Below are 25,730 nucleotides of genomic sequence, written 5' to 3'. Positions count from 1 at the left end.
TTGTTGCGCGCAAGGCTAGCTTGCCGGCCAGCTGGTGGTGCCGTCTATGGGCAGCTTGGGCGCCTTCAGGGTCTGGCAGTGGCTGTCGGCCTGGTAATACACCAGCTCGGCGGCCGGCAGGCCGTAGGCGGCCACCTGGCCAGAGGCCTGCGGGCTGTAGGTGATGCCCCAGGCGTCGAAATAGCCCCGCATGTCCCGGCCCAGCAGGTAGGACAGGCTCATCAGCATGAAGTCGTTGCCGTCCGGGTTGGGGGCCTCGGCAAAGCTGCCCATGCCCAGGGCGTCCTTCTGGGCCGCCCAGCTGGCGGCATCATTCCTGGCCCGGCTGAACTGACGTTCGTGCAGGTACAGCAGGCTGTAGATCTGCCAGCCGTTGTCGAGGCCGGCCAGCTCATCGGCCAGCATGGCCAGCTGCCAGTAGAAGTCCAATCGGGTGCCGGCATTGTCGTAGGTGCCGCTCTGGCTCCAAAGCTTGTCGTACATGGCCTGGCTGGGATCGGCCTGGTTGTGGGCCTGCTGCAGCCAGCCGTAGGTGGTGGCCGGGCTCTGGCGGTCGCAGCTGCCGATCAGCTCGCCCGTGTCCTGGTAGCGCTGCCAGCCCTTGTACAGGGGGAAGATGTTGTTGGAGACCTCGGTGGAGCGGCCGCCGTAGATCTTCAACCGGCTGCGCTGCAGGTTGTGGCCGATCTCGTGGCTCTCACCCCAGCCGAAGGGACTCAGCACCCAGGCCTGATCGTAGGGATTGCCGGCACAGCCGCCACCGCAATGGGCCGCCTCGTCCACGTTGATGTGCTGGACCCTGGGCTTGCCATGGATGTCGGCGTTCTGGCAGTCCCAGCCCAGGGACTGGCAGCGCTCAAGCACCTTGGCCGGCAGCGCCAGGCCCTCGCCCTGGAAGCCGGCCAGATCGTAGGTGCCCTTGATCATGTAGGTCCAGACGTCGTCCAGGGCCTGCTGCACATCGCCCTGGTAGCGATCCCCCTGGATGAAACTCTGCATCATGTGCTTGCGGGAATTGATCTCCACGAAGTCGGTGCGCAGGCCCGCCCAGCCGATGGGGGAGCCGTCCATCTCGGCCAGGTAGCTGCTGGCCTGGGCGAAATCGGTCAGGTAGGGATAGGGCGTCACCTGGGACACCCTCAGGCTCACCTGGCCGCTGCCGGCCGGCAGCTGCACCATCAGCGGACCGCCGTAGGGGCTGGTGAGGATCTGCTCGGCGCCACCGACCAGCTCGAACTGCGGCGACTTGAGGAACTTGGGCCTCTGGTAGCCGTTGTCGTTGAACTCCCGGGTGGAGCCGGTGCGCTGGGTGTTGATGAAGACCTTGAGCGGCAACGCCTGGCCGTCGGTGCGGGTGAGGTGAATGGGCTGGCCGGGCAGCAGGTACAGGCCTGTGCCCCGGTAGCCGCCGTCCTTGCCCAGCTCGAAGCTCAGGCTCTGCTCCACCAGGGGCAGGCCCGCCGGCAGCGCGTCGCTGAAGTTGCCGAGATCGCCCTGGGCCGGGTTGTGCTCCCGGTGATAGTAGGCCAGGTGATCGGCAAGATAGGCCTTGAGGAAGGTGGTGGTGTCTGTGCTTGCCTTGTCCATGGGATAGGCAATGCCCGCCCGGTATTTGTCGCCCAGCAGCACGAACAGCTTCAGCAGCTCCCTGCCCTGCTCTTCGAACAGCACCACGCCCTTGGCATCCAGGCTGTTGAGGCTGGTCTTGAGGCGCTCGGCGCCGTCCAGGAAGGCGTCCCGAAAGCCGGCCACCTGATCGCAGCTGATCTTGCCCACATGGCTGGTGCAACCGGACCAGTCGAAGGCAAAGTCGCCGTCGATGAAATGCTGGCTCAGGCGCGCTTCGCTGCCCAGCCAGGGGCGCTCCGCCAGCATGGCGTTGGCGCTGGCCCAACTGGCGCCGGCGTTGGCCCAGTAGTTGCCGCCATAGGGCAGCTCGGCGCCGATCACGGCGGCGATGGCGTCGGCCACCTTGTTGGTGGCCTCGTACCAGTTGTGCTGGTAGAAGAGCGGCACGCCCTGGGCCAGCAGGTCCCGGTAGACGGCGGCGATGGATTCGGCATCGGCGTCGTTGCCACGCCAGCCGCTCACCACCAGCTCGGCATCGGCCAGGCATTGGGCCAGGGCGGCGGCATCGTTGCAGCTGACGAGGGTCCAGTTGGGGTAAGCCGCCTTCAGCCAGTCTTGGGTGCCGCTTTCCTGGCCGCCCATAAAGGCCACCGCCACGGTGCGGGCGGTCTCCGGGCTGTCGGTATCCAGCAGCCAGCCGACCAGGCGCTTGGCGGCGCCCTCCACGGCCAGCAGCTCGCCCCGGTCGAAGGCATAAAAGAGATCGGTGCCGAAACCGGCATAGCGGCCCTGGCCCTGTTGCCCCGCCACCGCCAGCAGCCGGCCCTGGTTGGCCTGGATCAGGCCGAAGGTCCGGTCGGGCTCGGTGACCTTGAACAGCTGGGTGCGGTTGCCGGGGGCGTAGTCGATGGCGCCATCGGCAAAGAGGCTTTGCACCAGCCCTGCCTGGTCGGCCTGGATGGCGTCTATGCGGGCCTGGATCCGCACCAGCAGTTCCCGGCCGTCGGCCACGAAATCGGCATTGCCCTCACTGAGCGCCCGGGTCACGCCGTCACGGCCGTCAACCTGGCTGACGGTGACCCTCATCACCGCCTCGCCACCGCGGCCGTCGCTTACCAGCAGGCTGGTGCTGTCGTCGCCCAAGGCGCCGGCATCGGCCTGGTAGCGAAGCTGGTCGCCGTCGACGGTAAAGGTACCCAGCTGACCCTGGGCCTGGACCTGGGCACTGAGGCTGTCGCCGTCTTTGTCATTGGCCAGGGCCCGCCAGTTGCCGGCGGCCTGCTGGCTTTGCCAGTCGTAGCTCAGGCCGAGGGCGCTGGCGGTGGGGGCATGGTTGCCGGGCTCGGCCGGTTTGGTGTCGGCCTGTTCGGGCTCGCTGCCACCGCCGCCACAGGCGGCCAGCAGCAGGCTGCTCAATAAGACTATCTTCTTCATTTTTCTTATGAATTTATGGTGATGCTGGCCATCCTAGGGACAAATGGGGGATTGGCCAGGGCAGGCCCTGTTCATGCCGGCAGCGCCATGCCTGACCTGGGAGGGTTTTTTCACCATCAGTACATAAAAAGGGAGCCGGACGGCTCCCTTTGACAAGAAAAAAGCGACCGCCTATTTGCGGGTTTCCATGCCGGTCCAGTCGTGGCGGCGGCTGAAGCGGGCGTGCTTGTGCTCGATGGCCCAGCTCCGGAAGGCGTCACCATTGATGTGGAGCAGATCCTGGTGATCGCCCGCCTCCACATAGACGTCGTTCTGATCCAGCAGCTCGTCGTCGACCACGGTTTCCATGTTGTAGGCGTCACCAAAGGCGGGAATGGCCCCCGGCTTGCAATCCCTGAACATGGATTCCAGCTTCCATTCCGGTACCAGGTGGAAGTCCCGGTGCATCCAGTCGGAAAGCTGGTGCAGATCCAGGCGCCGCCCGGCCGGCAGCACCGCCATCATATGGCGGCCTTCATGGTCTTCCACCACCACGGCCTTGGCCATCTGGTCCATGGGGACATGACCGGCGATCGCGGTCTGCATGGCGCCTTCGCTGTAGGGGTGGTTGACGGTTTCAAAACGCAGGTTGCGGCTCTCCAGATAACGCCGCAACGAAGTTGACATGCCCATCGTACTTCCTCCCGTTGTCAGGAGAAGGTCAGCTTGGAGTGAATGGCCTTCTACCCTAGACTCATCACCAAAAGTATAGGTGAGCCGCGGCTCGGCGCCGTTATTGGTCCAGGCCCAGGCTGTCACGGATCCTGGTCAGGTGGGGCCAGATGGCGGCCTGATCCTGGCGACTCTCGCGCTGGATCTTCTCCAGCGCAGCCAGGGTCCGCTCCAGGGCCGCTATCCTGCCCTGGTGCCGCTCCCGGTAGCCGGAGGCCCGCAGCACCGCCAGCTCGTCTTCCAGCTGCCCCACCAGCACCTCATCCCGGCTTTCCAGCGCCAGCAGCGCCCGCTGGATGCGGAAATTGACGCTGGCCCAGCTGGGCAGATCGGCAAAGCCGGCTCGGGTGACCAGCAGGGAAACATCTTCGGTAAGGCCATGGCGTTGAAGCTCCGCCAGCACCTGTTCGGGCTCCACCAACATGGAGTCCAGGGCCGAGACCCGCTCCGGCGACCGGGCCGCCCATTGGCTGAGCTGTTGCACGGCCTCCAGCCAGTGATCCACGTCCGCCTTATCCAGCCCTTCCTCGGCGGTCAGCGGCAGGCAAATCAGCAACAGGAACCAGAAACGCTTCATGGGGGCCTCCTTGGCAGACCCATTCAGCTTGGTAGGCATCAATGCAAAGGTCAAAGCTTGGAAACGCCTTGTTACAGTCCACTCTTGCCTGGTCGAAAGAACGCCGTCAGTATCGGGCACAAACCATAACAAGGAAGAGCACGACCATGTCCAATACCAGAACCACCCTGGCCCTGCTGCTGGGCTCCCTGATGTCCGGCGCCGCCGTCGCCGGCGACGATCCCTTCCTGTGGTTGGAAGAGGTCCAGGGCGAGAAGGCCCTGAACTGGGTCAAGGAGCGTAACGGCACCTCCCTCGAGGCCCTGACCGCCAGCCCCGAATACCAGAAGGCCTACGACAACATCCTCCAGGTGCTCGATTCCGACAAGAAGATCGACTACCCCAGCCGCCGCGGCAAGTACCTCTACAACTTCTGGCGCGACGCCGAACACCAGCGCGGCCTGTACCGGCGCACCACCCTGGCAAGCTACGCCAGCGGCAAACCCAAGTGGGAAGCGGTGCTGGACGTGGACGCCCTGGCCAAGGCCGAGGGTGAGAACTGGGTGTTCAAGGGCATGAGCTGCCTCTATCCCGACTACGAGCACTGCGTGGTCAACCTGTCCCGGGGCGGTGCCGACGCCACCGTCAGCCGCGAGTTCAACAGCAGGACCAAGCACTTCGTCGAAGGCGGCTTCACCCTACCCGAGGCCAAGGGCGGCTTCTCCTTTATCGACAAGGACACCGTTTTCGTCAGCACCGATTTCGGTGAGGGTACCACCACCGACTCCGGCTACCCCCGCCAGGTGAAGATCTGGCACCGTGGCCAGCCCCTGGACAAGGCCGAGCTGATCTACGAAACATCCCAGGACGCCGTGTCCGCCGGCGGCTACCGGGCCTTTTCCAAGCACGGCAACCTGGACATCGTCTACGACGCCCCCAGCTTCTTCACCAACCGCGCCTGGATCCGCCATGACGGCAAGCTGATCAAGGTGCCCAAGCCCGACGACGCCCAGTTCACCGCCTACTTCAACAAGCAGCTGATCATCAAGCTGCGCAGCGACTGGCCCGAGAAGGGCTTCAAGCGCGGCGCCCTGGTGTCTTTGGCCCTGGATAAGGCCCTGGCCGGCAAGGACGACTTCCAGCCGCTGCTGTCCCCAGGTGAGCGCCTGTCCATCGAAGACGTGGCCACCACCCAGGACCACCTGCTGGTGACGGTGCTGGACAACGTCAAGTCCAGGGTGCTGCGCCTGACCCCGGGCAAGGACGGCTGGCAGCAGCAGGATCTGGCCCTGGCCGACAACGCCTCCATCGGCGTCTTCAATACCGACGAGGCCGACAACGACTTCTACTACACGGTCACCGGCTTCCTGGAGCCCACCACCCTGTACCGGGCCGACGCCAACAAGGTCAAGCCCCAGCAGCTGCGCCAGTCGCCGAGCTGGTTCGATGCCTCCACCATGACGGTGGAGCAGCACCAGGCCAAGTCCAAGGACGGCACCCTGGTGCCCTACTTCCTGGTCAAGCACAAGGACACCAAGCTCAACGGCAAGAACCCGACCCTGCTGTACGGCTACGGCGGTTTCGAGGTGTCCCTGACCCCCTACTATTCCGCCAACACCGGCATGAACTGGCTCAGTGAAGGCGGCGTCTACGTGCTGGCCAACATCCGCGGCGGCGGCGAGTTTGGTCCGGCCTGGCACCAGGCGGCCCTGCAGAAGCACCGCATGAAGGCCTACGAGGACTTCATCGCCGTGGCCGAGGCTCTGATCGCCAACAAGGTCACCAGCCCCGAGCACCTGGGGATCCAGGGCGGCTCCAACGGCGGCCTGCTGGTGGGCGCCACCATGGTGCTGCGCCCGGATCTGTTCAACGCCGTGGTCTGCCAGGTGCCGCTGCTGGACATGAAGCGCTACCACAAGCTGCTGGCCGGCGCCTCCTGGATGGCCGAGTACGGCAACCCGGACGATGCCGCCATGTGGGAGGTGATCAAGAGCTACAGCCCCTACCAGAACGTGAAGCAGGGCGTGGACTACCCCAAGGCCTTCTTCACCACCTCCACCCGTGACGACCGCGTCCACCCCGGCCATGCCCGCAAGATGGTCGCCAAGATGCAGTCCCAGGGCCACGACGTGCTCTACTTCGAGAACACCGAAGGCGGCCACGCCGGCGCCGCCGACAACAAGCAGCGCGCCAAGGTCTACGCCCTGGTGTACAGCTACCTGTGGAGCCAGCTCAAGTAAGCGGTTGGCAACAAAGCAAAAAGGCGGCCTCGGCCGCCTTTTTGATGCTATATAAAGGCTTTGGGTGGCAAAGGGAAAGCTGAGATGAACGGACAGGACATGATCGACTCCATGGGCATGGGCGTTATCGCCGGCTTCATGGTGTTCTACCTGCTGGTGGCGCTGCTGCTGGCGGGGCTGGTGTACTTCCCCTACCGCAAGCTGCCGCCCCAGTACCAGGAAATGCCGGCCTGGAGCGCCTGGTTGCTGGCGGTGCCCCTGGTGGGGCTGATCTTCCAGTGGATTTTGCTGGCCTTCAAGATCCCGGCCGCCTTCCAGCGCTATTTCCAGGACCATCCCCCCAGCCAGGACATGGGCGACTGCGGCAAGAACTATGGCCTGATCACCGCCGTCTTCAATACCGCCAGCATCCTGTTCGGGCCACTGGGCCTGGTGGGCCTGGTGTTCTACATACTTTTCCTGGTCAAGCTCAACACCATGGCCGGCCAGCTCCAGGGCTGAGCCCGGCATAAAGCAACAAGGCGGCCAATGGCCGCCTTCTTCATACCCGCTTCAGGGCCACCACCTTGGCATCCCGGTGCCGCGCCAAAAGCTCCGCCAACGGCTCCGGCCTGGCAACACCGAAACCCTGTACCAGCTCGACCCCCATGCGGGCCAGCAGCCGTACCGTCGCGTCATCCTGAACGTACTCGGCGATGGTCATGGCGCCCAGCTTGTGGGCCACCTGGTGGATGGACTCGACGATGACCTGATCCACAGGGCTCTCGCACAATTGCTCGATAAAGCTGCCGTCTACCTTCAGGTAGTCCACCCTGAACCGCTTGAGGTAGTTGAAGGAGCTCAGGCCGCTGCCGAAGTCGTCCAGGGCCACCTTGCAGCCCATGCTGCGCAGGGTGGAGACGCACTCGCTGGCCTGGCCCATGTGGTTGATCATGGCCGTTTCGGTAATTTCGAAGCAGATATGGTGAGCGGGAATGGGCGACTGGCTGACCATTTGGCTCAGGAAGGACTGGAACTGGTGGTCGCCCAGGGCGTCGGCGCAGATGTTGATGGCCACCTTGATGCCGGCTTCGGCAATGGCCTTGGCCTGGCGCTGCAACACCTCGCGGACCACCCACTTGTCGATGTGCACCATCATGCCGTAACGCTCGGCGGCGGGAATAAAGGCACCCGGCATGACCAGCTGGCCGTCCTTGTCGTGCAGGCGCACCAGCATCTCCAGGTGGTGGGTGCTGGCCAGGTTGTCGGTGGCCGCTACCGGCTGGGCGTGGAGCTCGAAGCGTCCCTCGTCCAGGGCTTCGCGGATCCCGGCGGCCATGAAGATCTCCTTGTGTTGCTCCACGGCCAGGCTCTGCTGGGGCTCGTACAGCATCACCCGGCCGCGACCGGCATGCTTGGCGGCGTAACAGGCCACGTCCGCCTGGCTCATGATGTCGGCCATCAGGCTGTTGTCCTGGTGGATGGAAGTCAGGCCGGCACTGGCGCCCACGTCATAGACCCGGTCGTCCCAGCGGAACTGAATGGCCTCGATGCGGCGCACCAGCTGTTCGGTGATCTCCCTGGCCTTGTCCAGCTCACAGTCCCTGAGCAGCAGGCCAAACTCGTCACCGCCGAGGCGGGCCGCCATGTCGCTGGCACGCACCTGTGACTGCAGGCAGCTGCCGATCTCCTTGAGCAGGGCGTCGCCGGCGGCATGGCCGGCGCTGTCGTTGACCACCTTGAACCTGTCCAGGTCGATGAAGGTCAGGGCATGGCGGCGGCCGTGCTCGGCCGACAGCTTGGCCATTTCCCGCAGCTCACGCTCGAAGGCCGTGCGATTGGGCAGGCCGGTGAGGGCATCATGGCTGGCACTGTGGCTGAGCTGGCGCAGCATCTCCTGGGATTCGGTGACGTCCTGGAACACCAGCACGGCGCCCATCACCTCCCCGGCCAGGGTCTTGACCGGGGCCGCCGAATCCTGGACGTCGAACAGGGAGCCGTCCCTGCTGTGCAGCACCGCCCCCTCGCCCAGGAACACGGTCTGGTTGCGCTCCAGGCACTGGGCCACCGGGCTTGGCATCGGCGGCCCGTCCCGGCCCTTGGTGATGTGGAAGACGCTGTCCACGTGGTGCCCCAGCGCCAGGGCCATGGGCCAGCCGGTCATGTCTTCGGCCACCGGGTTCATGAAGGTGATCTTGAGATCCTTGTCGGTACAGATCACCGCATCGCCGATGGAATAGAGGGTGATGTGCAGGCGCTCCTTCTCCTCGTGCAAGGCCTCGGTGAGGTGCTTCTGGTCGGTGATGTCCCAGTTGGTGCCGATCATGCGTATCTTGTTGCCGTCGCCGTCGTACTCGAAGGACGCCAGGGCCCGGATATGGCGCACCTCGCCATTGGGCCAGACCACCCGGAACTCGGTGTCGAAGGCCTTGACGTCGGCCAGGGCCAGCTCCACCTCGGCCTCGGCGCGCTCCATGTCGTCCGGGTGCAGGGACTCACGCCACAGCTCATAGGGCAACTTCTGGTCGCTGGGCAGCTGGCCGTAGAGCTGGTACATGCGCTTGTCCCAGGCCAGGGTCTGGGTGACCAGATCGTATTCCCAGATCCCCACGCCACCGGCCCGGGTGGCCAGGGTCACCCTCTGGGTGAGGCGCTCGTTGTCGAGCTGGGTCCGTTTGATGTCGGTGATGTCCACCAGGGTGCCGATCAGCCGGCTGGGCCGCCCGTCCGGCTCCCTTTCCATGATCTGGCCGCGATCCAGCACCCAGCGGTAGCTGCCGCGGGCGTCGCGAATGCGGTATTCCAGGTGCAGCTGGCCGGTGCGCCCGGCCAGGTGGGCGTGCAGCTGCACCTGCAGCCGCTCCCGATCATCGCCGTGGACACGGTCCAGCCAGTCCTCGCGGCAGCCAAGCTCGGCATCGGTCAGGCCCAGCAGTTCCTGGGTCCAGTCCGAGTAGTAGGCCTTGCCACTGTCCAGATCCCAGTCATAGGCCCCCAGGCCGCTGCCGTAGAGGGCGAACTTCCAGCGTTTTTCGAAGGTTTCCAGCCGGGTCTCGGCCATCTTGCGCCTGTGGATGTCCTCCACCTGGGACACGAAATAACGGGGCTGGCCCTCGCTGTCCCGGACCAGGGACACCGCCAGCAGCGCCCAGACCACCTGGCCGTCCTTGCGCAGGTAGCGCTTCTCCATGCGGTAGTTGTCGATGTTGCCGGCCAGCACCTCCCCCACCAGCTCCAGATCCGCGTTGAGATCGTCCGGGTGGGTGATGTCCTGGAAGGTCAGCTTGGCGAATTCCCGCTCGCTGTAACCCAGGAAGTCGCACAGGCTCTTGTTGACCTTGAGCCACTGCCCCTCCAGGGACACCAGGGCCATGCCGATGGCGCTGTTGTCCATGGCCTGGCGGAAGCGGGATTCGCTCTGGGCCAGCAGCTCCTTCTCCCGCCGCGAGGCGGCGGTGGTCATCGCCGTCACATAGGCCGGCAACAGGCACAGCAGCACCGGGCTGAGCAACAGCGATGGCGTCATGCCCGGGTAGATCTGGCGCAGGTCGATGGCCTCGAGCGCCACCAGGGCGCTGATCAGCACGGCGCCGGAGAAGATCACCCAGAGCCCGCCGTAAAAAGGCAGCCGCAGCGCCGCCCACACCAGGGGGGCGGCCACGAATACGAAGGGAAAGGGCATCTGGGTGAAGGCCAGGTAGACCACCAGCATCACCAGCAGCCAGGTCAACAGGGTCTCGGCCGCACCTTTACCCTCGAACAGCGCCTTGAGCCGCTGCTCTGTGGTCAGCAGCGCCAGTGGCAGCAGGGCCATCATGCCCAGGCTGTCGCCAACGAACCAGAGCCCCAGGGCATCCCGGACCGAGGCCAGGCCATTGAAGGCCAGTACCGAGCTGCCGGCCAGGGCCCCCACCAGCGGCGCCACCAGGCCTCCCAGCAGCAGGCATTGCACCCAGCCCTTGAGATCCTCCAGCAGCTGCGATGGCGCCAGGAAACGCTTCAGCAGCCAGGCCCCCACCAGCACCTCGGCCAGGTTGGCCAACGCCAGCTGGGTCGCGAAAAAGGCGCCGTCGCCAAAGGCCAGGTTGGCAGCCAGGTTGGCGCCGATCAGCACCAGGCCCAGGGCCGGCCACTGGCTGAAAGGCAGGCGAAAGAAGATGGCCACGGCCACGGCATTGGGCAGCCAGACGGTGGCCACGCTGCCGGGCTGACGGGACAGGGCGATACAGAGGCTGGCCAGGCCGAAGTAGAGCATGGCCAGGCAGAGTGGGGCGGCGAATGGGTGTTGACGGGCGACGTCCTTGTTGTTCACGGCAGATGCCTTCTTCTGGGGCACTGCCTCTTATCATAGCCCATATAAGTCAAGGAGTTAGCAAAAGAAAAGCCCGGCTGGCGCCGGGCTTCTTGCATCAGCTCACCCTGGGTCTGATACGGTAGAACAGGGTGTAGAGCACCGGCACCACGATCAGGGTCAGCACGGTGGCAAAACCCAGGCCGAACATGATCACCACCGCCATGGATTCGAAGAAGGCGTCGAACAACAGCGGGATCATGCCCAGTATGGTGGTGATGGCCGCCATCAGCACCGGGCGCAGGCGGCTCACCGAAGCATGCACCACGGCGTCCAGGGGCGCCCTGCCCTCCTCGGCCTCCAGCTTGATCTGCTCCACCAGCACGATGCCGTTCTTGATCAGCATGCCGCTCAGGGACAAAAAGCCCAGCAGCGCCATGAAGCTGAAGGGGGCGTTCATCACCAGCAGGCCGGTGGTGACCCCGATCAGCGCCAGCGGGATGGTCAGCCAGATCACCAGCGGCTGGCGGATGGAGTCGAACAGGAAGATGGTGATGATGAACATGAACAAATAGCCCATGGGCAGGCTGGAGAACAGGCTGGCCTGGGCGTCCGAGGATTTCTCGAGCTCGCCGCCCCAATCCAGGCTGTAGCCGGTGGGCAGTGCCATGGCCTCGATCTGGGGCCGCACCCTGGCCAGCACCTGGGCGGCCGTTTCGTCGCCCAGCACGTCGGGCTCGGCCTGGACCGTGATGGTGCGCTTGCGGTCGCGGCGCATGATCAGGGCGTCTTCCCATTCGGTGTCGAAGGACGACACCACCTGGGTGATGGGCAGGTAGGTATTGAAGATGGGGCTCCAGATCTGCACATCCTGCAGGTTGTCCGCCTCCAGGCGCTCCTGGGCCGGCGGCCGGGTGACGATGGGCAGCAGCTGGGAGCCATCCCGATACAGGCCCACCACCTTGCCGGGGAAGTTCATGGCCAGCACCTCGTCCAGATCCTGGCGGCTGATCCCGGCCCGGCGGGCCTGGGCTTCGTAGAACTGGGGCCGGATCACCTTGACCTGCTGGCGCCAGTCGTGGCGGATGGACTCCAGGCCGGGATCGGCCTCGAAAATGGCCTGGGCCTTGGCCGCCAGCTCCCGCAGCACCCTGGGGTCGGATCCCGAGAAGCGGGCCTCGATGGCGGCATTGGGGCTGGGACCAATCATCAGCCGCTTGACCTTGGCAAAGGCGCCGCCATGTTCCTCGAAGAGAATGCGGCGGGTCTCGGCCAGCACCGGATCCAGGTTCTCCTTGGCATCCACCTGGACGATGAGCTGGCCATAGGAGCCGTAGCGCTTCTCCGGGGCATAGGTGAGCATGAAGCGCTGGGCGCCCTGGCCTATGGTGGTGGTCACCGCCTGCACATGGTCCACGGCCAGCAGGCTGTCTTCCAGGGCCGCCAGGTGCTCGGCGGTGGCGCGGATGTCGCTGCCCTGGGGCAACCAGTAGTCCACCAGGAACATGGGGGTATTGGACGGCGGGAAGAAGGACTGCTTGACCTTGCCGAAGCCCGCGCCGGCCGCCACCAGGGCCGTCGCCATCAGCGCCATGGTCAGCACCCGGTGGCGGATGCACAGCTCCAGCAGGCCCTTGTAGCCCTGGTAGAAGGCGCCCTTGTAGGGATCGCCGTCTTCCTCGGTGACACCCTTGGCGATCTCCTCCTTGAAGAAGAGGTTGCAGAAGAAGGGGGTCAGGGTAATGGCGGTGAGCCAGGACAGCAGCAGCGAGATCATCAGCACCCAGAACAGGGAGCCGGCGTATTCACCCGTGGCATCGGAGGAAAGGCCGATGGGGGCGAAGGCGGCCACGGCGATGACGGTGGCCCCCAGCAGCGGCCATTTGGTCTGCTCGACGATCTGCTTGGCCGCTTCCACCTTGGTCAGCCTGCGCTTGAGGCCGATCAGCACCCCTTCGGTCACCACTATGGCGTTGTCCACCAGCATCCCCAGGGCGATGATCAGCGCGCCCAGGGAGATCCGCTGCAGGTCGAAGGCCAGCAGTTTCATGACGATAAAGGTGCCCAGTATGGTCAGCAGCAGGATCAGCCCCATCAAGATGCCCGACCGCAGGCCCATAAACAGCAGCAGCACCAGGATGACGATGGTCACCGCCTCACCCAGGTTGATCAGGAAATCGGTGACGGATCTGTCCACCTCATTGGGCTGGTTGTAGATGGTGTCCAGGCTGATGCCGATGGGACGCTGGAATTCCAGCTCCGCCAGGCGGGTCTCGACCCGGGCGCCCACGTCCACCACGTTGACGCCGGAGGTGAAGGAGATGCCCAGGGTCAGGGCCTGGCGGCCGTTGTAGCGATAGAGCTGGCTGGGCACCTCGGCGTAGCCGCGCTGGATGCTGGCCACGTCGCCCAGGTAGACCAGATCCCGCGAGCCCGGCTCGGAGATGAGCAGGTCGGCCATCTCGCTCACTGACTCGAACTCGCCGGTGGGATAGATGCGGATGTACTCGTCACCCACCCTCAGCTGGCCGCTGGCGTTGACCGAGTTCTGGGTGCTGAGCAGCTGGAAGATGCGCTGGGGACTGATGCCGAGGGCGGCCAGCTTGGCCCGGGCGATCTCCACGAACACCTGCTCCTGCTGGACGCCGCCCAGCTGCACCTTGCCGACCCCCGGCACCAGCACCAGCTCCCGGCGCAGGAAATCGGCGTAGTCCTTGAGGTCCTGGTAGCTGTAGCCCTCGCCGCTGATGGCCATCAGCACCCCGTAGACGTCGGCATAGTCGTCTATGACCTGGATCTCGGCCACCCCGGGCGGCAGCCTGCCCTGGAGATCGCCCATCTTGCGCCGCAGCTCGTCGTAGATCTGCTGCAGCGCTTTCTTGCGGTAGCTGGGCTTCATCTCCACTATGACCTGGGAGAAGCCCTGGCTGGAGATGGAGGTCACGTAGTCCACGTACGGCAGAGACTGGATCTCCTGCTCCACCGGCAGGGTCAGCTCCTCCTCCACCTGGGTGGGCGAGGCGCCGGGGTAGCGGGTCAGCACCATGGCCGACTTGATGGTGAACTCGGGATCCTCCAGCTGGCCCAGGCCAAAGAAGGACACCGAGCCGCCCACCAGCAGCACCAGGGCGAAGACCCAGCTGATGACCTTATGGCGGATGGCGTATTCGGCGATGCTCATTACAGTCCCCGCTCCTTGGCCAGGGGCCTGACCCGCTGGCCCTGTTCAAGGAAGCTGACCCCGGCTGCCACCACGGTGTCGCCGGCACTGAGGCCCTGGGTTATCTCGACGCCACCGGACACCACCTGGCCCAGGGTCACGGCCTGCAGCTGCACCGTGCCGGTCTCGGCGTCGTAACGCCACACGAAACTGCCTTCCTTGTCATCGGGCTGGAACACCGCCTCCACGGGCACGGTCAGCTTGGGCAGGTCGTCGATGCTGAACACCTTGTTCATCTCCACGGCCACGTCCACGGACATGCCCGGCAGCACATTGAGCTGCTCGGGCTTTGCCAGGGTCAGGATCACCCTGAAGGTGCGGGTGGCGGCGTCGGCAATGGCGTCATGCTCCTTGTACCTGGCCTTGAAGCTCAGCTCGGGGGCGCCCTCGAAACGCACCTCGGGCTGGTAGCCCACGGCGTCCTTGCGCACCCGGGAGATCAGCCGCTCGGGCACCTGGATCACCACGTCGATCATCTCGTCGTTCTGGAGCTGGAAGATGGGCTCCTTGGCCTGCACGAACTGGAAGTTCTCCACCAGGCGCTTGGCGATGACACCATCATAGGGGGCGCGCAGCTCGGTATAGGCCATGTTGTCCCTGGCCAGGCGCAGGGCCGCCTGGGCCTGGGTGCGCTTGGCCTTGGCCTCGTCGAAGGTGGCCTGGGGGATCAGCTTCTTCTCCAGCATCTGCACGGCACGGTTGAACTGGGCCTCGGCCAGCTCGAACTGGGCCTGGCGATCCAGCAGCTGGTTGCGGTAATCGGTATCGTCCAGCTTGGCCAGCAGCTGGTCCTTGGTCACTTCCTGGGCGTTGCGTACCGGCAGCTCCACTATCTGCCCCGGCAACCTGAAGGCCAGGGTGGAGCCGTCGGTGCTGGACACCTCGCCGGGGAAGTGACGCACCTGGGCATCGTCCGTGGCACCGATATAGTGCAGCTTGACCGGCCTGGGCGGCTGTTCCTCGGCCGCTTGTTCCGGGGCCTTGGAGCAGCCCACCAGGGCCAGGCCCAGTACCATCAGGGGGAGGTATCGCATGATCCTTGCCTCTTGGGATGTCAAAATGGCCGTATTTTACGAGGGCCGGAGTGGGCTCAGAAGGCGGTTCTGCTGGACAGACTGTTACAGCAATGCCAACTTTCCCTTATCAGACGGTAGTTTAGACAAGATCACCCCCACAAACCATGGGGAAAACGCTTGCCGAAAGCGGTTCGAATGACTAGGATCCCGTCGCTAGTCCGGGGCATAAGACCACCGGCAAATATAACAATGCTGTTCATTTTTTTGCTTCACAGAGGATAGCCGCGTCACGGTCGAAGATCGGGACGGGCAACGAGATAACCATGAAACTAGTCGCCGTTGATTACCAAGCCGACAACGCCGCCGAGCAGTTTGTCGAATCGTTGCGCACCACCGGCTTCGGTGTGCTCAAGAACCACCCCCTGTCCCAGGAGCGGGTCGAGTCCATCTACCGCAACTGGCAGCAGTTCTTCGACAGCGCCGACAAGGAAGACTACCGCTTCGATCCCAAGACCCAGGACGGTTTCTTCCCCGCCGAGGTGTCCGAGGTGGCCAAGGGCCACAGCGTCAAGGACATCAAGGAATACTTCCACTACTACCCCTGGGGCCGTTGCCCCGAGGCGCTGCGCCAGGAGCTGGTCGACTACTACCAGGCCGCCACCGAGCTGGCCGCCGAGCTGCTGTCCTGGGTGGAGAAGCATTCCCCGGCCGACGTGGCCGAGCGCTACAGCCAGTCCCTGTCCTCCATGATCGAAGGTTCCGAGCAGACCCTGCTGCGGGTCCTGCACTACCCGCCCATGCAGGGTGACGAGGAGCCGGGCGCCATCCGCGCCGCCGCCCACGAGGACATCAACCTGCTGACCATATTGCCCGCCGCCAACGAGCCGGGCCTGCAGGTCAAGGGCACCAGCGACGAGTGGCTGGACGTGCCCTGCGACTTCGGCAACCTGATCGTCAACATCGGCGACATGCTCCAGGAAGCCTCCGGCGGTTACTTCCCGTCCACCTCCCACAGGGTCATCAACCCCGAGGGCATGGACAAGAGCAAGTCCCGCATCTCCCTGCCGCTGTTCCTGCACCCCAAGCCGGAAGTGGTGCTGTCCGAGCGCTATACCGCCGACAGCTATCTCAAGGAACGCCTGAGGGAGCTGGGCGTCATCTAAGCGCCCTTTTCGGCGCCGCAAACAGCAGCAAGGCACCCCAAGGGGTGCCTTGTTGTTTTCTGGCACGGCGGCCTTTCCCGCCTATGCTTGCAGCATAAGCCCTTGTCGCCAGAGGCCATGCTCTACACCATCCTGATCAACAGCCTGCTGGTCTCGCTGGCGGTACTGGTTCACTACGAGATCCTGCGCCAGCTGTCCCTGTTCGTCCCCAGGCTCACCATCCGCCACCGGCTGCGGGTGCTGTTCGGGGTGTTCGGGGCCCTGTGCGCCCATGTCATCGAGATCTGGCTGTTCGCCTTCGGCTACTACTTCATGGTCCATGTGGACGGCTTCGGCACCCTGGCCGGCAATTTCGACCACAGCCTGCTGGACTGCAGCTATTTCTCCTTTTCCACCTACACCTCACTGGGCCTGGGGGACATAGCGCCGCTTGGCAACATCCGTTTCCTGGCCGGCCTGGAAGCCCTGACCGGCCTGGTGCTGATCACCTGGAGCGCCTCCTTCATGTTCATCGAAATGACCAAGTTCTGGGAAGGCAAGTGAACAGGCGACTGCCAGGGGGGATCTGGCTGCTGGGGCTGGCCTCGCTGTGCATGGACTTGTCCTCGGAGCTGATCCACAGCCTGCTGCCGGTGTTCATGGCCAGGGAGCTGGGCCTGGCCATGGTGGCCATCGGCCTGGTGGAAGGCCTGGGCGAAGCCACCGCCACCCTGATCAGGGCCTTCTCCGGCGCCCTCAGCGACCGCTGGCGACGCCGCAAGCCCCTGCTGCTGCTGGGCTACGGCCTGGCCGCTGCCGCCAAGCCGCTCTTCCCCCTGGCCCAGGGGCTGGGCTGGGTGCTGTCGGCCAGGCTGATGGACAGGCTCGGCAAGGGCATCCGCGGCGCCCCCAGGGATGCCCTGGTGGCGGATCTGGCCCCAAGGGCATCCCGGGGCGCCGCCTTTGGCCTGCGCCAGGCCCTGGACAGCGTCGGCGCCCTGCTTGGTCCCCTGGCGGCCCTGGGCCTGATGCTGCTGCTTGCCGGCGACATCCGTGCCGTGCTCTGGTTTGCCCTGCTGCCGGCCTTTGGCGCCGTCATCCTGCTGGCGCTGTTTCTCAAGGAGCCGGCCCACCCGACCGAGGCGCCGCGGCAGCCCTTTCGGTGGCGCCAGGCGCTGCGGCTGCCCGGCGCCTTCTGGTGGCTGCTGCTGCTGGCGGCGCTCTTTACCCTGGCCCGCTTTTCCGAGGCCTTCCTGATCCTGAGAGTCCAGCAACTGGGCCTGGCCCTGCCCCTGGTGCCCCTGGTGCTGGTGGTGATGAACCTGGCCTACGCCGCCTTTGCCTATCCGGCCGGCATCGCCGCCGATGCCCTGGACCACCGCCGGCTGCTGCTGCTGGGACTGATGCTGCTGCTGGCGGCCGATCTGCTGCTGGCCCTGGCCAGGACCCCGGCCACGGCCCTGGCCGGGGCGCTGTTCTGGGGGCTGCACATGGCCTTTACCCAGGGCCTCTTCGCCAAGCTGGTGGCCGACACGGCGCCGGCGGCGCTACGCGGCACCGCCTTTGGGCTGTTCGGCCTGATCACCGGCCTGGTGGTGCTGCTGGCCAGCCTGCTGGCCGGTGGGCTCTGGCAGTGGCTGGGCCCCCAGGCGCCCTTCCTGGCCGGTGCCGGCTTCACGCTGCTCACCGCCCTGGTGCTGTTGCTGGGCCGCAGGTAGCCCGACTCGATAAGGGCCAGCCGGCGCTATGCTTAAAAAACCGTCACCCCCGGAAGTTCGGCAGTCATGGCAAGACGTCTATTCCTCATGGCCCTGGTCCTGGCGCTCCTGGCCACCCTGGCCAGCTATTTCCATTACCGCCAGTTCAAGGCCGACACCTACGCCAAGTGGACCAGCGAAAGCCGCCTGGCCAAGACGCCCCTGGGGCCGGTGGAATACCTGAGCAAGGGCCGGGGCCCGGCCCTGTTGCAGTTCCACGGCACCCCATCGAGCTACCGGGGCAACCTCAATTTTCCCTTCTATGACGCCCTGTTCCAGCGCTATCGCTTGATCAGCGCCAGCCGCCCCGGCTACCTGCGCACCCCGGTGGAGACCGGCCGTACCCCGGCCCAGCAGGCCGACGCCTTCGCGGCCCTGGTGCAGCAGCTGGCCCTGGACAAGGTGGTGGTGGTGGGGATCTCCGGTGGCGGCCCGGCGGCGCTGTCCTTTGCCCGCCAGCACGGTGACAAGTGCGCCGCCCTGGTGCTGATCGAGGCCCTGGCCAAGCAACCGGCCCAGGGCCTGGCGGGCAGTGGCAGCGGCTTCTACACCAGGCTGCTGCGCACCGTACTCGACAATAACTTCGTGATGTGGCTGCTGTCGGATAGGATCCTGGCGCAGCTGTTCCCGACCCTGCCCGAGCGGCAGCAACGGGCCATGTCCGCTGACTTCGCCGAGTACCTGTCGCTGTTCAGCCACTTCAGGGACGGCCTGTTCAACGATGCCCGCCAGTTCGGCACCCTGGCCACCCCGGATCTGGCCGGGATCCGCTGCCCTACCCTGGTGCTGCACGGCACCAGTGACGAGGTGGTTCCCTTCGACCATGCCCAACTGGTCGGCCAGGGGATCCCGGGCGCCATTCTGGTGCCCTTTGAAGGCAAGGGCCACGACATGCTCTACACGGAGGCGGATGCCATCATGGCGGAGATCGACCGTTTCCTGAGCCGGCTCCCCCCGGCGCCCTGACGGATAGTCAATGCCTTGGCCCCATGGCCAGGGCCAGGAAACCGGCCAGCATCAGGCCGATGCCCAGCAGGGGATGCCACCAGATCATGGCGGCCGCCGCCAGCAGCCAAAGCCCCAGGGCAAGCAGGAATCGTCCCATGGATGCGCTCCTTTCGATAACGAAGGCCGTTTTCTAGCACAGTGGCGGGCGCAAAAAAAGGCGCCTTGCGGCGCCTTTTACGACAGGGGTTGGGGACCTGTCTTATCGCTTGTTTTTGCCGTTACAGCCCTTGCCCTTGCAGGCGCCACCGTCACCACCGCCGTTATCGCCACCACCGTTGCCGGCGCAGCCGTAGGTGGTCAGGTAATCGACGGCGTCCTTGGCCTGGACCAGGCCATGGCCGTAGTAGTCATCACGACCGGCACTGCCCAGATCCTCGGCGGTCGCCACCAGGGCGGCACGGATCTCGGTGTTGCTGCACTGCGGGAAGTGGCTCCACACCAGGGCGGCGACACCGGCCACGTGCGGGGTAGCCATGGAGGTACCGTCGAAGTAGGCGTAGTTGCCGGCGTCGATGGTGACATTGGCCAGGGAGCCGACCTGGGCCAGCATGGCGGCACCGTCAACGTCGCTCACGCCCACGGAGGGGATGGCGGTGACGGTCTCACCCAGGGTGCCGTTCAGGGCGCCGGGCTCGTTGTTGTAGATGATGGCGCCGACGCCACCGCCGGCCTCGCAGTTCTGCACCTTCTCGGCAAAGCTGATGTTGCCGCGCTGGATCAGGCAGACCTGGCCGTTGGCGTCACAGGGGGCCTCGCCGGTGCCGCAGTTGGCCAGCAGGCCTTCACCGCTGCCCTGGGGAGCACCATCCATGCCGATGGCTTCGAAGCCGGTGCCGGCCACGTTGGCACTGGCCACCAGGGCGGTACCCATCTCCACGGAGGACAGCACGCCGACCCCCGGGCCGGCCAGTTCAACCTGGCTGGTGCGCTGGGAGAAATCGGCATGCTGCTTGTTGGCGTCCACGGCGGCCACGGAGACCACGGAGTCGTAGGAAGCCGGGTAGGAGTGACGGGTGTTGCCGTCGTTACCGGCGGCGGCGATGCTCAGCACGCCACGGCCCTCGGCGGCGGCAAAGGCGTTGTCTTCGGTGCGGCTGGCGCGGCTGCCGCCCAGGCTCATGTTGATGACCTTGGCGCCGGCCTGCTCACACTTGTCCAGGGCGCTGACCAGGCTGGAGGAATAACCCCAGCCATCGGCGTTGAACACCTTGATGATGTGCAGGTTGAGGTTGCCGTTGGGGTTGACACCCACCACGCCGACGTTGTTGTTCAGGGCGGCGATGGTGCCGGCCACATGGGTGCCGTGGTGGTTTTTGTCTTCGTACCAGTTGCCGGTACCGGGATCATTGGTACCGTCGACGTTGTTGCCGGCCAGATCTTCGTGGGCCAGCTGGTAGCCGGAGTCGATGATACAAACGGTCATGTTGCCGGTCTGGGCGTCACTAAGCTGATCGGCCTGCACCAGGGGGATACCGTAGGGAACCACCTGGGACATGGGATAGCGCTTGACGTCCGCTTCCACGTATTCAACATGGGGGTTGTTCTGCAGGCCTTTCAGGGCCTGGGCAGGGATGCTGAAGGCGGCGGCATTGTGCTTGTCCAGGCTCAGCTTCAGGGAAGCGCCCTTGGACTTCAGCATGGCCTTGGCGGCGGGGCCGTGACCCTCTTTGAACTTGACGATGTAGCGCTCGCCGTTATCGGCACCGGCCAGGGCGGAGCCGGAGATGGCCAGGGCCACCGCGGCGGTGATCGGCTTGAGATGAGCCAGTTTCATGGATGTCTTCCTCCCAACGGCGTCGCAGCGGCTCTTCCTTGCTGCTTTTTATGAGATTCCATCCCGAACAGGCTGCCAGCCAGTAATTGTGTGTTTGTGCAAACAAAGGTTAAATCTTCGTTAACCTTTGTGGGCTTTTATACGACGCTTTGATGGCAAAGACAACAGCCTGACGCGATCGATGTCACACTACGCGGGATTAAGACGCCAGGGTCTGGGGTCAAGGGACAGGCCGTCGACATGCTCGCCGCGGCGCCCCGCCTCGATTTGCGCCAAGGGCAACAGGGGGCCCTGGGTCGCCGGCCAGTCCAGCTTTTGTGTCAGCGAAGATACCTTTGTATCCACCAGCTCATCCGCCAGCACCCGCAGCAGGCGGGCCCGGCTTTCGCCCCCGGCCCGTTCGGCCCTGTCCAGCACGGCGCCAAGCCAGTCGCCGTCGGCCAGCCACCCGGCCTGTGCCGGCAATGCCAGGCCCAGGCGGCTGGAAAACCACGCCATGCGCACCCGGGCACCGGCCTCGGCGCCCAGGGTAAAAAGCACATTGGCGGGCAACCAGCAGAGCCGGCCCGGAAGCAGCTGGTAATAATCCTTGCCCAGTCGCACCAGGCCGGTGCCCTGGACGACCTGGACCAGCAGGGGAACCGGCAAGCGCTGCCGGGCGGACAGGCGGGCCTGTTCAAGGTCGCGGCATTCCAGGGTTACGGGCAGATAGGCCATCAATGGGCTCCTCTTTCGGCGTGGATCATCAGGTTTCTGGGGGTGTTGTGGCGGTCGGTGAAGGTGCCCAGGCGCACCTGGTAGCCATTTTCCGCCAGCAGCAGGGCCCTGTCGAGCAGCAGCCAGGCCTCCAGGGGGGCACGGTAGAGGTGGCGCACCAGCTCGATGCGGCGCACCAGGCCCTGGCGGCGGCGACCTTCCCGCAGCCAGTGGGCCTGGTCGAGCCCGGCCGGGCAGGCCAGGCCCTTCCGGTCACAGGCCCAGGCCAGGAAGTCGGCGAAATCGCCGGTCAGCAGCTGCTTGGGCAGGGTCGGCAGCGGCAGGTACTCATCACGCTCCCTGAGCTGGCGCTGCAGGCTGTCGAAGGCCAGGCGCCAGTGCACCTCGGTATGGCGAAGCCGGGCCTGGCGGGCGCCACCGGTCACCTGCTCCTGGAGCGGCAGGCGCAGATCGAACCTGTCCAGCACCAGCCTGCTGGCCCGGGCCGTGGCCGACAGGGGCCGGTAGTGCTCTTGGTCGATGAGGTGGTAGCAACAGGGCGACAGGGTCAGGGCCTGGGTGCCGGCGGCAATGCCATGGGCCAGGAAGCGCTGGTGCAGCTCGCCGCAGGCATGCAGGGCCAGGCCGTGCTGGTTGGCCTGGAAATGGTCCCTGGCTGCGGGGGCCAGGGCATCGGCGCAGACGAAACGGTGTTCGAGCCGCCATTGCCCGGCCAGCCGTTCACCCTGCTCGCAAAGGCCCTGCTGCAGCTCCAGGCTCAGCACCGGCTGGCCCTGGCTGAGCGCCGCCAGGCGGCCCAGGTGGCCCTTGCCGGCGCACCACTCCAGCACCGGCCGGGCAATGGCGGCGGCGCCGATAAAGTCGCTGATCTGCGCCCACTTGCGGCCGGGAATGCCGCTGGCCAGACGGGACGGCGCGGTGATCTCGGCGCGCGCCAGCTCGGGCCAGGCCGGCTGGGCCGCCACCACTGCCGGTCGCCAGGGCGCCAGGTAATCGAACAGGGCCTGGTTGTCCTGCTCAAGGACTGCCAGTTGCTCGTCATCCAGCGCCCACAGCGGCCCGGCCAGCGCCGGCCAGGGGATGGCCTGCTGCTCGAAGGGACGCAGCTGCCAGTCCGAGCGGTACTGGTACAGCAGTTGGTCGATGGCCTGGAATTGGGCCCGGAGCGTCTGAAGATCGGTCATGGCGGCGCATTATAGGGCTCCCGGGCCCGGGGAGCCACCTTCAGCCTTTTGCCGCCTTGAACAGCGCCAATGTCCTGGCCCGGGCTTGCCGGTGGTCCACCAGGGGCCTGACATAGCCCAGGGACTCGGCCAGCTCACCTGGCTGGTGCACGGCCTTGCCCGACAGGGTCGCCAGCTCGGGCAAAAAGCGGCGGATAAAATCGCCCTCGGGGTCAAAACGCTGCCCCTGGCTGGTGGGATTGAAGATGCGGAAATAGGGGGCGGCGTCGGTGCCGGTGCTGGCGGCCCACTGCCAGCCGCCGTTGTTGGCGGCGAAATCGCCGTCGATGAGGTGTTCCATGAAATGGCGCTCCCCCAGGCGCCAGTCCAGGTGCAGATCCTTGACCAGGAAGGAGGCCGCTATCATGCGCAGGCGGTTGTGCATCCAGCCGGTCTGCCGTAGCTGGCGCATGGCCGCATCCACCATGGGGTAGCCGGTACGTCCGTCCTTCCAGGCCTGGAGCTTGGCTTCGTCCCGCTGCCAGGGGATCCGGTCCGTCTCGGCCTGGAACGCCCTCCCCTTCACCACCCGGGGGAAGTGCCAGGCCACGTGCTGGTAGAACTCGCGCCAGATCAGCTCGTTGAGCCAGGCGCCCGGCCCCGTTTCCCTGTCCCAGATCGCCTCGCCATGCTCCGCCAGCAGCCTGGCCAGGCACTGGCGGGGGGAGATCAGGCCGATGGCCAGGGCCGCCGACAGCCGAGAGGTGCCGTCCAGGGCCGGGTAGTCCCTGTCCCGTTTGTAGTCCTGTACCCGCTCGGCGACGAAGCGGCGCATGGCCGCCAGGGCCTGCTCGGCGCTCTGGGGCCAGCCTGCCAGAGCGTCGGTCAGGTGGTCGGGCAGCCTGGGGGCAAAACGGGGCACCGGCGGCGCGCAGACGGGCTTGCCCTGGTGACGGAGCCTGACCTCAGGCCTGTCTATCCGTACCCTGTCCTTCCAGGCCCTGGCGAAGGGGGTGAACACCTGGAAGGGCCTGTGCTGGCCATTCAACAGGGTGCCGGGCGGCACCAGCAGGGCGTCATGGTACCAGTGGCAGGGAATGCCGAGGCGCTGTTCGACGGCCCCATCCCGGGCCAGCTCGTTGACCAGGTATTCGCGATTGCCGTGCAGCGCCTCTACCTGGTGGTTGTGGCAATAGGCCGCCAGGGCGTCGGGGACGGCGGCATAGTCGTCAACCACCAGGCAGTCCAGCTCAATGCCCTGGCCGGCCAGGGCCTTGGACAGGGATGTGACGGCCCGCTCGATCAGGGCCTGCTTGATGGCCGCCAGATGGTGCCGGCGCCACTGCCCCGGGGTGGCGATAAAGAGCGCCCGCACCGCCTGGTCCATGCGTTCGCCCTGGACCAGGGCCTGGTGCAGGGCGCTGTTGTCCAGCTCTCTGAGGTCGCTTCGAAACCACACCAGCTGGGTCATGGCAGGCCCTGCTGCAGCTCGGTGAAGGTCATGGGCGGGCCTATCCGCTGCCAATCGTCGGCGGCCTGGGCCAGCCTGCCAACAAAGACCGGCACGCCGCCCAGGGCCTGGCTGGCCAGGCGCAAGGTGCCGGCGCTGCAGGCGGTGCCCAGATCCAGCAGCTGGTAATGGCGCCCCAGCACCGCCACGGCGCCGCTTCGCCACAGGGGCGGCAAGGCGCCGGCCAGGATCGCCTGGCCCCTGGGCTGCTGCCGGGACCAGTGGAAGCGGCTCAGCTGCCGGGCCAGTTCGAACTCGAACAGGGCCAGCCCGGCCTGGCCCAAGGGGGTATCCGGCCAGTTGGGCAACAAGGCAAACAGCTCGTCCAGCAGCAAGGCAAGGGGGGTTTCCTTGAACAGCTGGCTCAGCGCCTGGCGCAACTGCTGACTGCGCAGGGTCTGGGCCAGGGCCAGCAGCTGGCCGTGGGGCGACGCCGCCGCAGGCTCTTGCCCTTGCCCGGCCAGCCGGGCCGGGATCTGCCTGAGCGGCACCCCCTGGCCCAGCCAATGCTTGATCTGCTTGACCCTGGCCACGTCGGACCGGTCGTAGAGCCGGTGGCCCTTGGGCAGGCGCTCCGGCTTTAACAGGCCATAACGGGTTTCCCAGGCCCTCAGGGTCACGGGCAGGACGCCGGTTCGCGCCGACAACTCGCCGATACGCAGCTTAGAGGCCATAACGCAGCTTCAATTCCATGGGGTAAGGAGACAGGTAGCGCTGCTCGGCCAGGTAGGGCTTGGGGTGGCGGCGCAGGTGGTGGTTGAGCAGGGTAAGGGGCGCCATCAGCGGCACCAGGCCCTGGCGGTACTGGCCTATCAGTTCGGTCAGCTCGGCCTTCTCGAGGCTGGTCAGCTGCTGCTTGAAAAAGCCCTGCAGGTGCATCAGCACATTGCTGTGGTTGCAGCGGCTGGCGGGCTTCTTCAGCGCGGCCATGAAACGGCGGATATAGTCGTCGGCCAGGGCCTGGAGATCCTGCCCCTTGCCCGCGGCCAGCAGTGGTCCAAGCTGCCGGTAGGCCTGCTGGTGATGCGCCAGCAGCAGGAACTTGTGGCGGCGATGGAAATCCTGGAGCACCTGGTGGCTGAGCCCCTGGGCCAGCAGGCTTTGCCACTGGTGGTAGGCCAGCACCCGCAGCACGAAGTTTTCCCGAAGCAAGGGATCCTGGAGGCGGCCATCTTCTTCCACCGGCAGGTTGGGATAGGTCGCCATCAGCTGCCGGGCGAAGACACCAACCCCCACCTTGCCCAGGCCGTCACCGTTTTCCTTGTACACCCGCACCCGCGCCATGCCGCAGCTGGGCGACTTGCCGCACAGCACATAGCCGCTCAGCTGCGCCAGGGACGGCAGCGCCCGGCGACCGAAGGCGAGCAGCCGGTCGGTGACATCCAGGTCCGGCTGCTGGCAGCCCTTGACCCTGGGCCGGGCGGGATCCCCCACCAGGCGAACGCTGGGCCTGGGCACCCCCATGCCGATGGCCTGTTCCGGGCAGATGGGCACGAAGCGGAAGACGCGCGCCAGCTCCTCGGCAACGAAATGGGACAACTTGTGGCCGCCGTCGAAGCGGACCCTGTCGCCAAGCACACAGGCACTGACGCCAACCCGGATGGCCATGACTCATACCTATACAAAAATAATCCTTGTATAGA

At 65.7% G+C, this 25,730-nt stretch carries 19 protein-coding genes; 6 read left to right on the top strand and 13 right to left on the bottom strand.

All coding sequences use genetic code 11. The features are described from left to right. Positions 1 to 15: 15 nt before the first annotated feature. The 3 genes from WDB71_RS06935 to WDB71_RS06925 form a co-directional block, all read right to left on the bottom strand. The gene (locus tag WDB71_RS06935; RefSeq protein WP_341503913.1) at positions 16 to 3,003 is read right to left on the bottom strand and encodes an ImpA family metalloprotease; all 2,988 of its coding nucleotides are present in this window, start codon (positions 3,001 to 3,003) and stop codon (positions 16 to 18) included. 171 nt (positions 3,004 to 3,174) lie between these two features. Further along, positions 3,175 to 3,675, bottom strand: a complete 501-nt coding sequence (locus WDB71_RS06930; protein WP_341503912.1) for a YbaK/EbsC family protein — start codon at positions 3,673 to 3,675, stop codon at positions 3,175 to 3,177. Positions 3,676 to 3,775: 100 nt separating this feature from the next. Beyond that, positions 3,776 to 4,291, bottom strand: coding sequence for a hypothetical protein (locus WDB71_RS06925; protein ID WP_341503911.1), 516 nt, complete (start codon positions 4,289 to 4,291; stop codon positions 3,776 to 3,778). Positions 4,292 to 4,437: 146 nt separating this feature from the next. Between WDB71_RS06925 and WDB71_RS06920 the strand changes: the two genes are divergently transcribed. Further along, complete coding sequence (locus WDB71_RS06920; protein WP_341503910.1) at positions 4,438 to 6,510, top strand: prolyl oligopeptidase family serine peptidase; 2,073 nt, start codon at positions 4,438 to 4,440, stop codon at positions 6,508 to 6,510. Positions 6,511 to 6,594: 84 nt separating this feature from the next. Beyond that, the gene (locus tag WDB71_RS06915) at positions 6,595 to 7,011 is read left to right on the top strand and encodes a hypothetical protein (RefSeq protein ID WP_341503909.1); all 417 of its coding nucleotides are present in this window, start codon (positions 6,595 to 6,597) and stop codon (positions 7,009 to 7,011) included. A 40-nt stretch (positions 7,012 to 7,051) separates the two neighbouring features. On the opposite strand, the gene WDB71_RS06910 is transcribed toward WDB71_RS06915, so the two are convergent. The 3 genes from WDB71_RS06910 to WDB71_RS06900 all read right to left on the bottom strand — a co-directional run bounded on the left by WDB71_RS06910 (position 7,052) and on the right by WDB71_RS06900 (position 15,034). After that, a complete protein-coding gene (locus WDB71_RS06910) occupies positions 7,052 to 10,801 on the bottom strand; it encodes an EAL domain-containing protein (protein WP_341503908.1) in 3,750 nt (1,249 codons plus the stop codon). A gap of 97 nt (positions 10,802 to 10,898) precedes the next feature. Continuing rightward, on the bottom strand, positions 10,899 to 13,961 hold the full coding sequence (locus WDB71_RS06905) for an efflux RND transporter permease subunit (RefSeq protein WP_341503907.1): 3,063 nt from the start codon (positions 13,959 to 13,961) through the stop codon (positions 10,899 to 10,901). Next, positions 13,961 to 15,034: an efflux RND transporter periplasmic adaptor subunit gene (locus WDB71_RS06900; RefSeq protein WP_341503906.1), complete on the bottom strand. Its 1,074-nt coding sequence runs from the start codon at positions 15,032 to 15,034 to the stop codon at positions 13,961 to 13,963. Before WDB71_RS06900 ends, WDB71_RS06905 begins: the two co-directional genes overlap by 1 nt. Before the next feature lie 305 nt (positions 15,035 to 15,339). Between WDB71_RS06900 and WDB71_RS06895 the strand changes: the two genes are divergently transcribed. The 4 genes from WDB71_RS06895 (at position 15,340) to WDB71_RS06880 (ending at position 18,881) form a co-directional block, all read left to right on the top strand. Next, positions 15,340 to 16,179, top strand: coding sequence for a 2OG-Fe(II) oxygenase family protein (locus tag WDB71_RS06895; RefSeq protein ID WP_341503904.1), 840 nt, complete (start codon positions 15,340 to 15,342; stop codon positions 16,177 to 16,179). A 117-nt stretch (positions 16,180 to 16,296) separates the two neighbouring features. Beyond that, positions 16,297 to 16,722: an ion channel gene (locus WDB71_RS06890; protein WP_341503903.1), complete on the top strand. Its 426-nt coding sequence runs from the start codon at positions 16,297 to 16,299 to the stop codon at positions 16,720 to 16,722. Continuing rightward, positions 16,719 to 17,876, top strand: a complete 1,158-nt coding sequence (locus WDB71_RS06885; RefSeq protein ID WP_341503902.1) for an MFS transporter — start codon at positions 16,719 to 16,721, stop codon at positions 17,874 to 17,876. The genes WDB71_RS06890 and WDB71_RS06885 overlap by 4 nt, the downstream gene beginning before the upstream one ends. A 66-nt stretch (positions 17,877 to 17,942) precedes the next feature. Next, entirely contained in the window at positions 17,943 to 18,881 is a 939-nt protein-coding gene (locus WDB71_RS06880; protein WP_341503901.1) for an alpha/beta hydrolase, read from the top strand. 7 nt (positions 18,882 to 18,888) lie between these two features. On the opposite strand, the gene WDB71_RS06875 is transcribed toward WDB71_RS06880, so the two are convergent. From WDB71_RS06875 to WDB71_RS06845, 7 genes are all read right to left on the bottom strand, one after another. Continuing rightward, positions 18,889 to 19,020 carry a hypothetical protein gene (locus tag WDB71_RS06875; RefSeq protein WP_341503900.1) on the bottom strand — a complete coding sequence of 44 codons (132 nt, stop codon included), beginning with the start codon at positions 19,018 to 19,020 and terminating at the stop codon, positions 18,889 to 18,891. 102 nt (positions 19,021 to 19,122) lie between these two features. Beyond that, complete coding sequence (locus WDB71_RS06870) at positions 19,123 to 20,697, bottom strand: S8 family serine peptidase (protein WP_341503899.1); 1,575 nt, start codon at positions 20,695 to 20,697, stop codon at positions 19,123 to 19,125. 189 nt (positions 20,698 to 20,886) lie between these two features. Then, entirely contained in the window at positions 20,887 to 21,414 is a 528-nt protein-coding gene (locus tag WDB71_RS06865) for an AraC family ligand binding domain-containing protein (protein ID WP_341503898.1), read from the bottom strand. Next, positions 21,414 to 22,598, bottom strand: a complete 1,185-nt coding sequence (locus WDB71_RS06860; protein WP_341503897.1) for a methyltransferase — start codon at positions 22,596 to 22,598, stop codon at positions 21,414 to 21,416. Before WDB71_RS06860 ends, WDB71_RS06865 begins: the two co-directional genes overlap by 1 nt. Before the next feature lie 40 nt (positions 22,599 to 22,638). Then, complete coding sequence (gene phrB / locus WDB71_RS06855; protein ID WP_341503896.1) at positions 22,639 to 24,048, bottom strand: deoxyribodipyrimidine photo-lyase; 1,410 nt, start codon at positions 24,046 to 24,048, stop codon at positions 22,639 to 22,641. Further along, positions 24,045 to 24,761 carry a MerR family transcriptional regulator gene (locus WDB71_RS06850; protein WP_341503895.1) on the bottom strand — a complete coding sequence of 239 codons (717 nt, stop codon included), beginning with the start codon at positions 24,759 to 24,761 and terminating at the stop codon, positions 24,045 to 24,047. The genes phrB and WDB71_RS06850 overlap by 4 nt, the downstream gene beginning before the upstream one ends. Then, positions 24,751 to 25,695: a DUF523 and DUF1722 domain-containing protein gene (locus tag WDB71_RS06845; protein ID WP_341503894.1), complete on the bottom strand. Its 945-nt coding sequence runs from the start codon at positions 25,693 to 25,695 to the stop codon at positions 24,751 to 24,753. Before WDB71_RS06845 ends, WDB71_RS06850 begins: the two co-directional genes overlap by 11 nt. Positions 25,696 to 25,730 lie beyond the last annotated feature (35 nt).

It is taken from the genome of Gallaecimonas sp. GXIMD4217, from assembly GCF_038087665.1.
Taxonomy (GTDB): Bacteria; Pseudomonadota; Gammaproteobacteria; order Enterobacterales; family Gallaecimonadaceae; genus Gallaecimonas.
The sequence above is the reverse complement of the archived record's forward strand: the minus strand, read 5'-3'. Positions and strand labels throughout refer to the sequence as shown.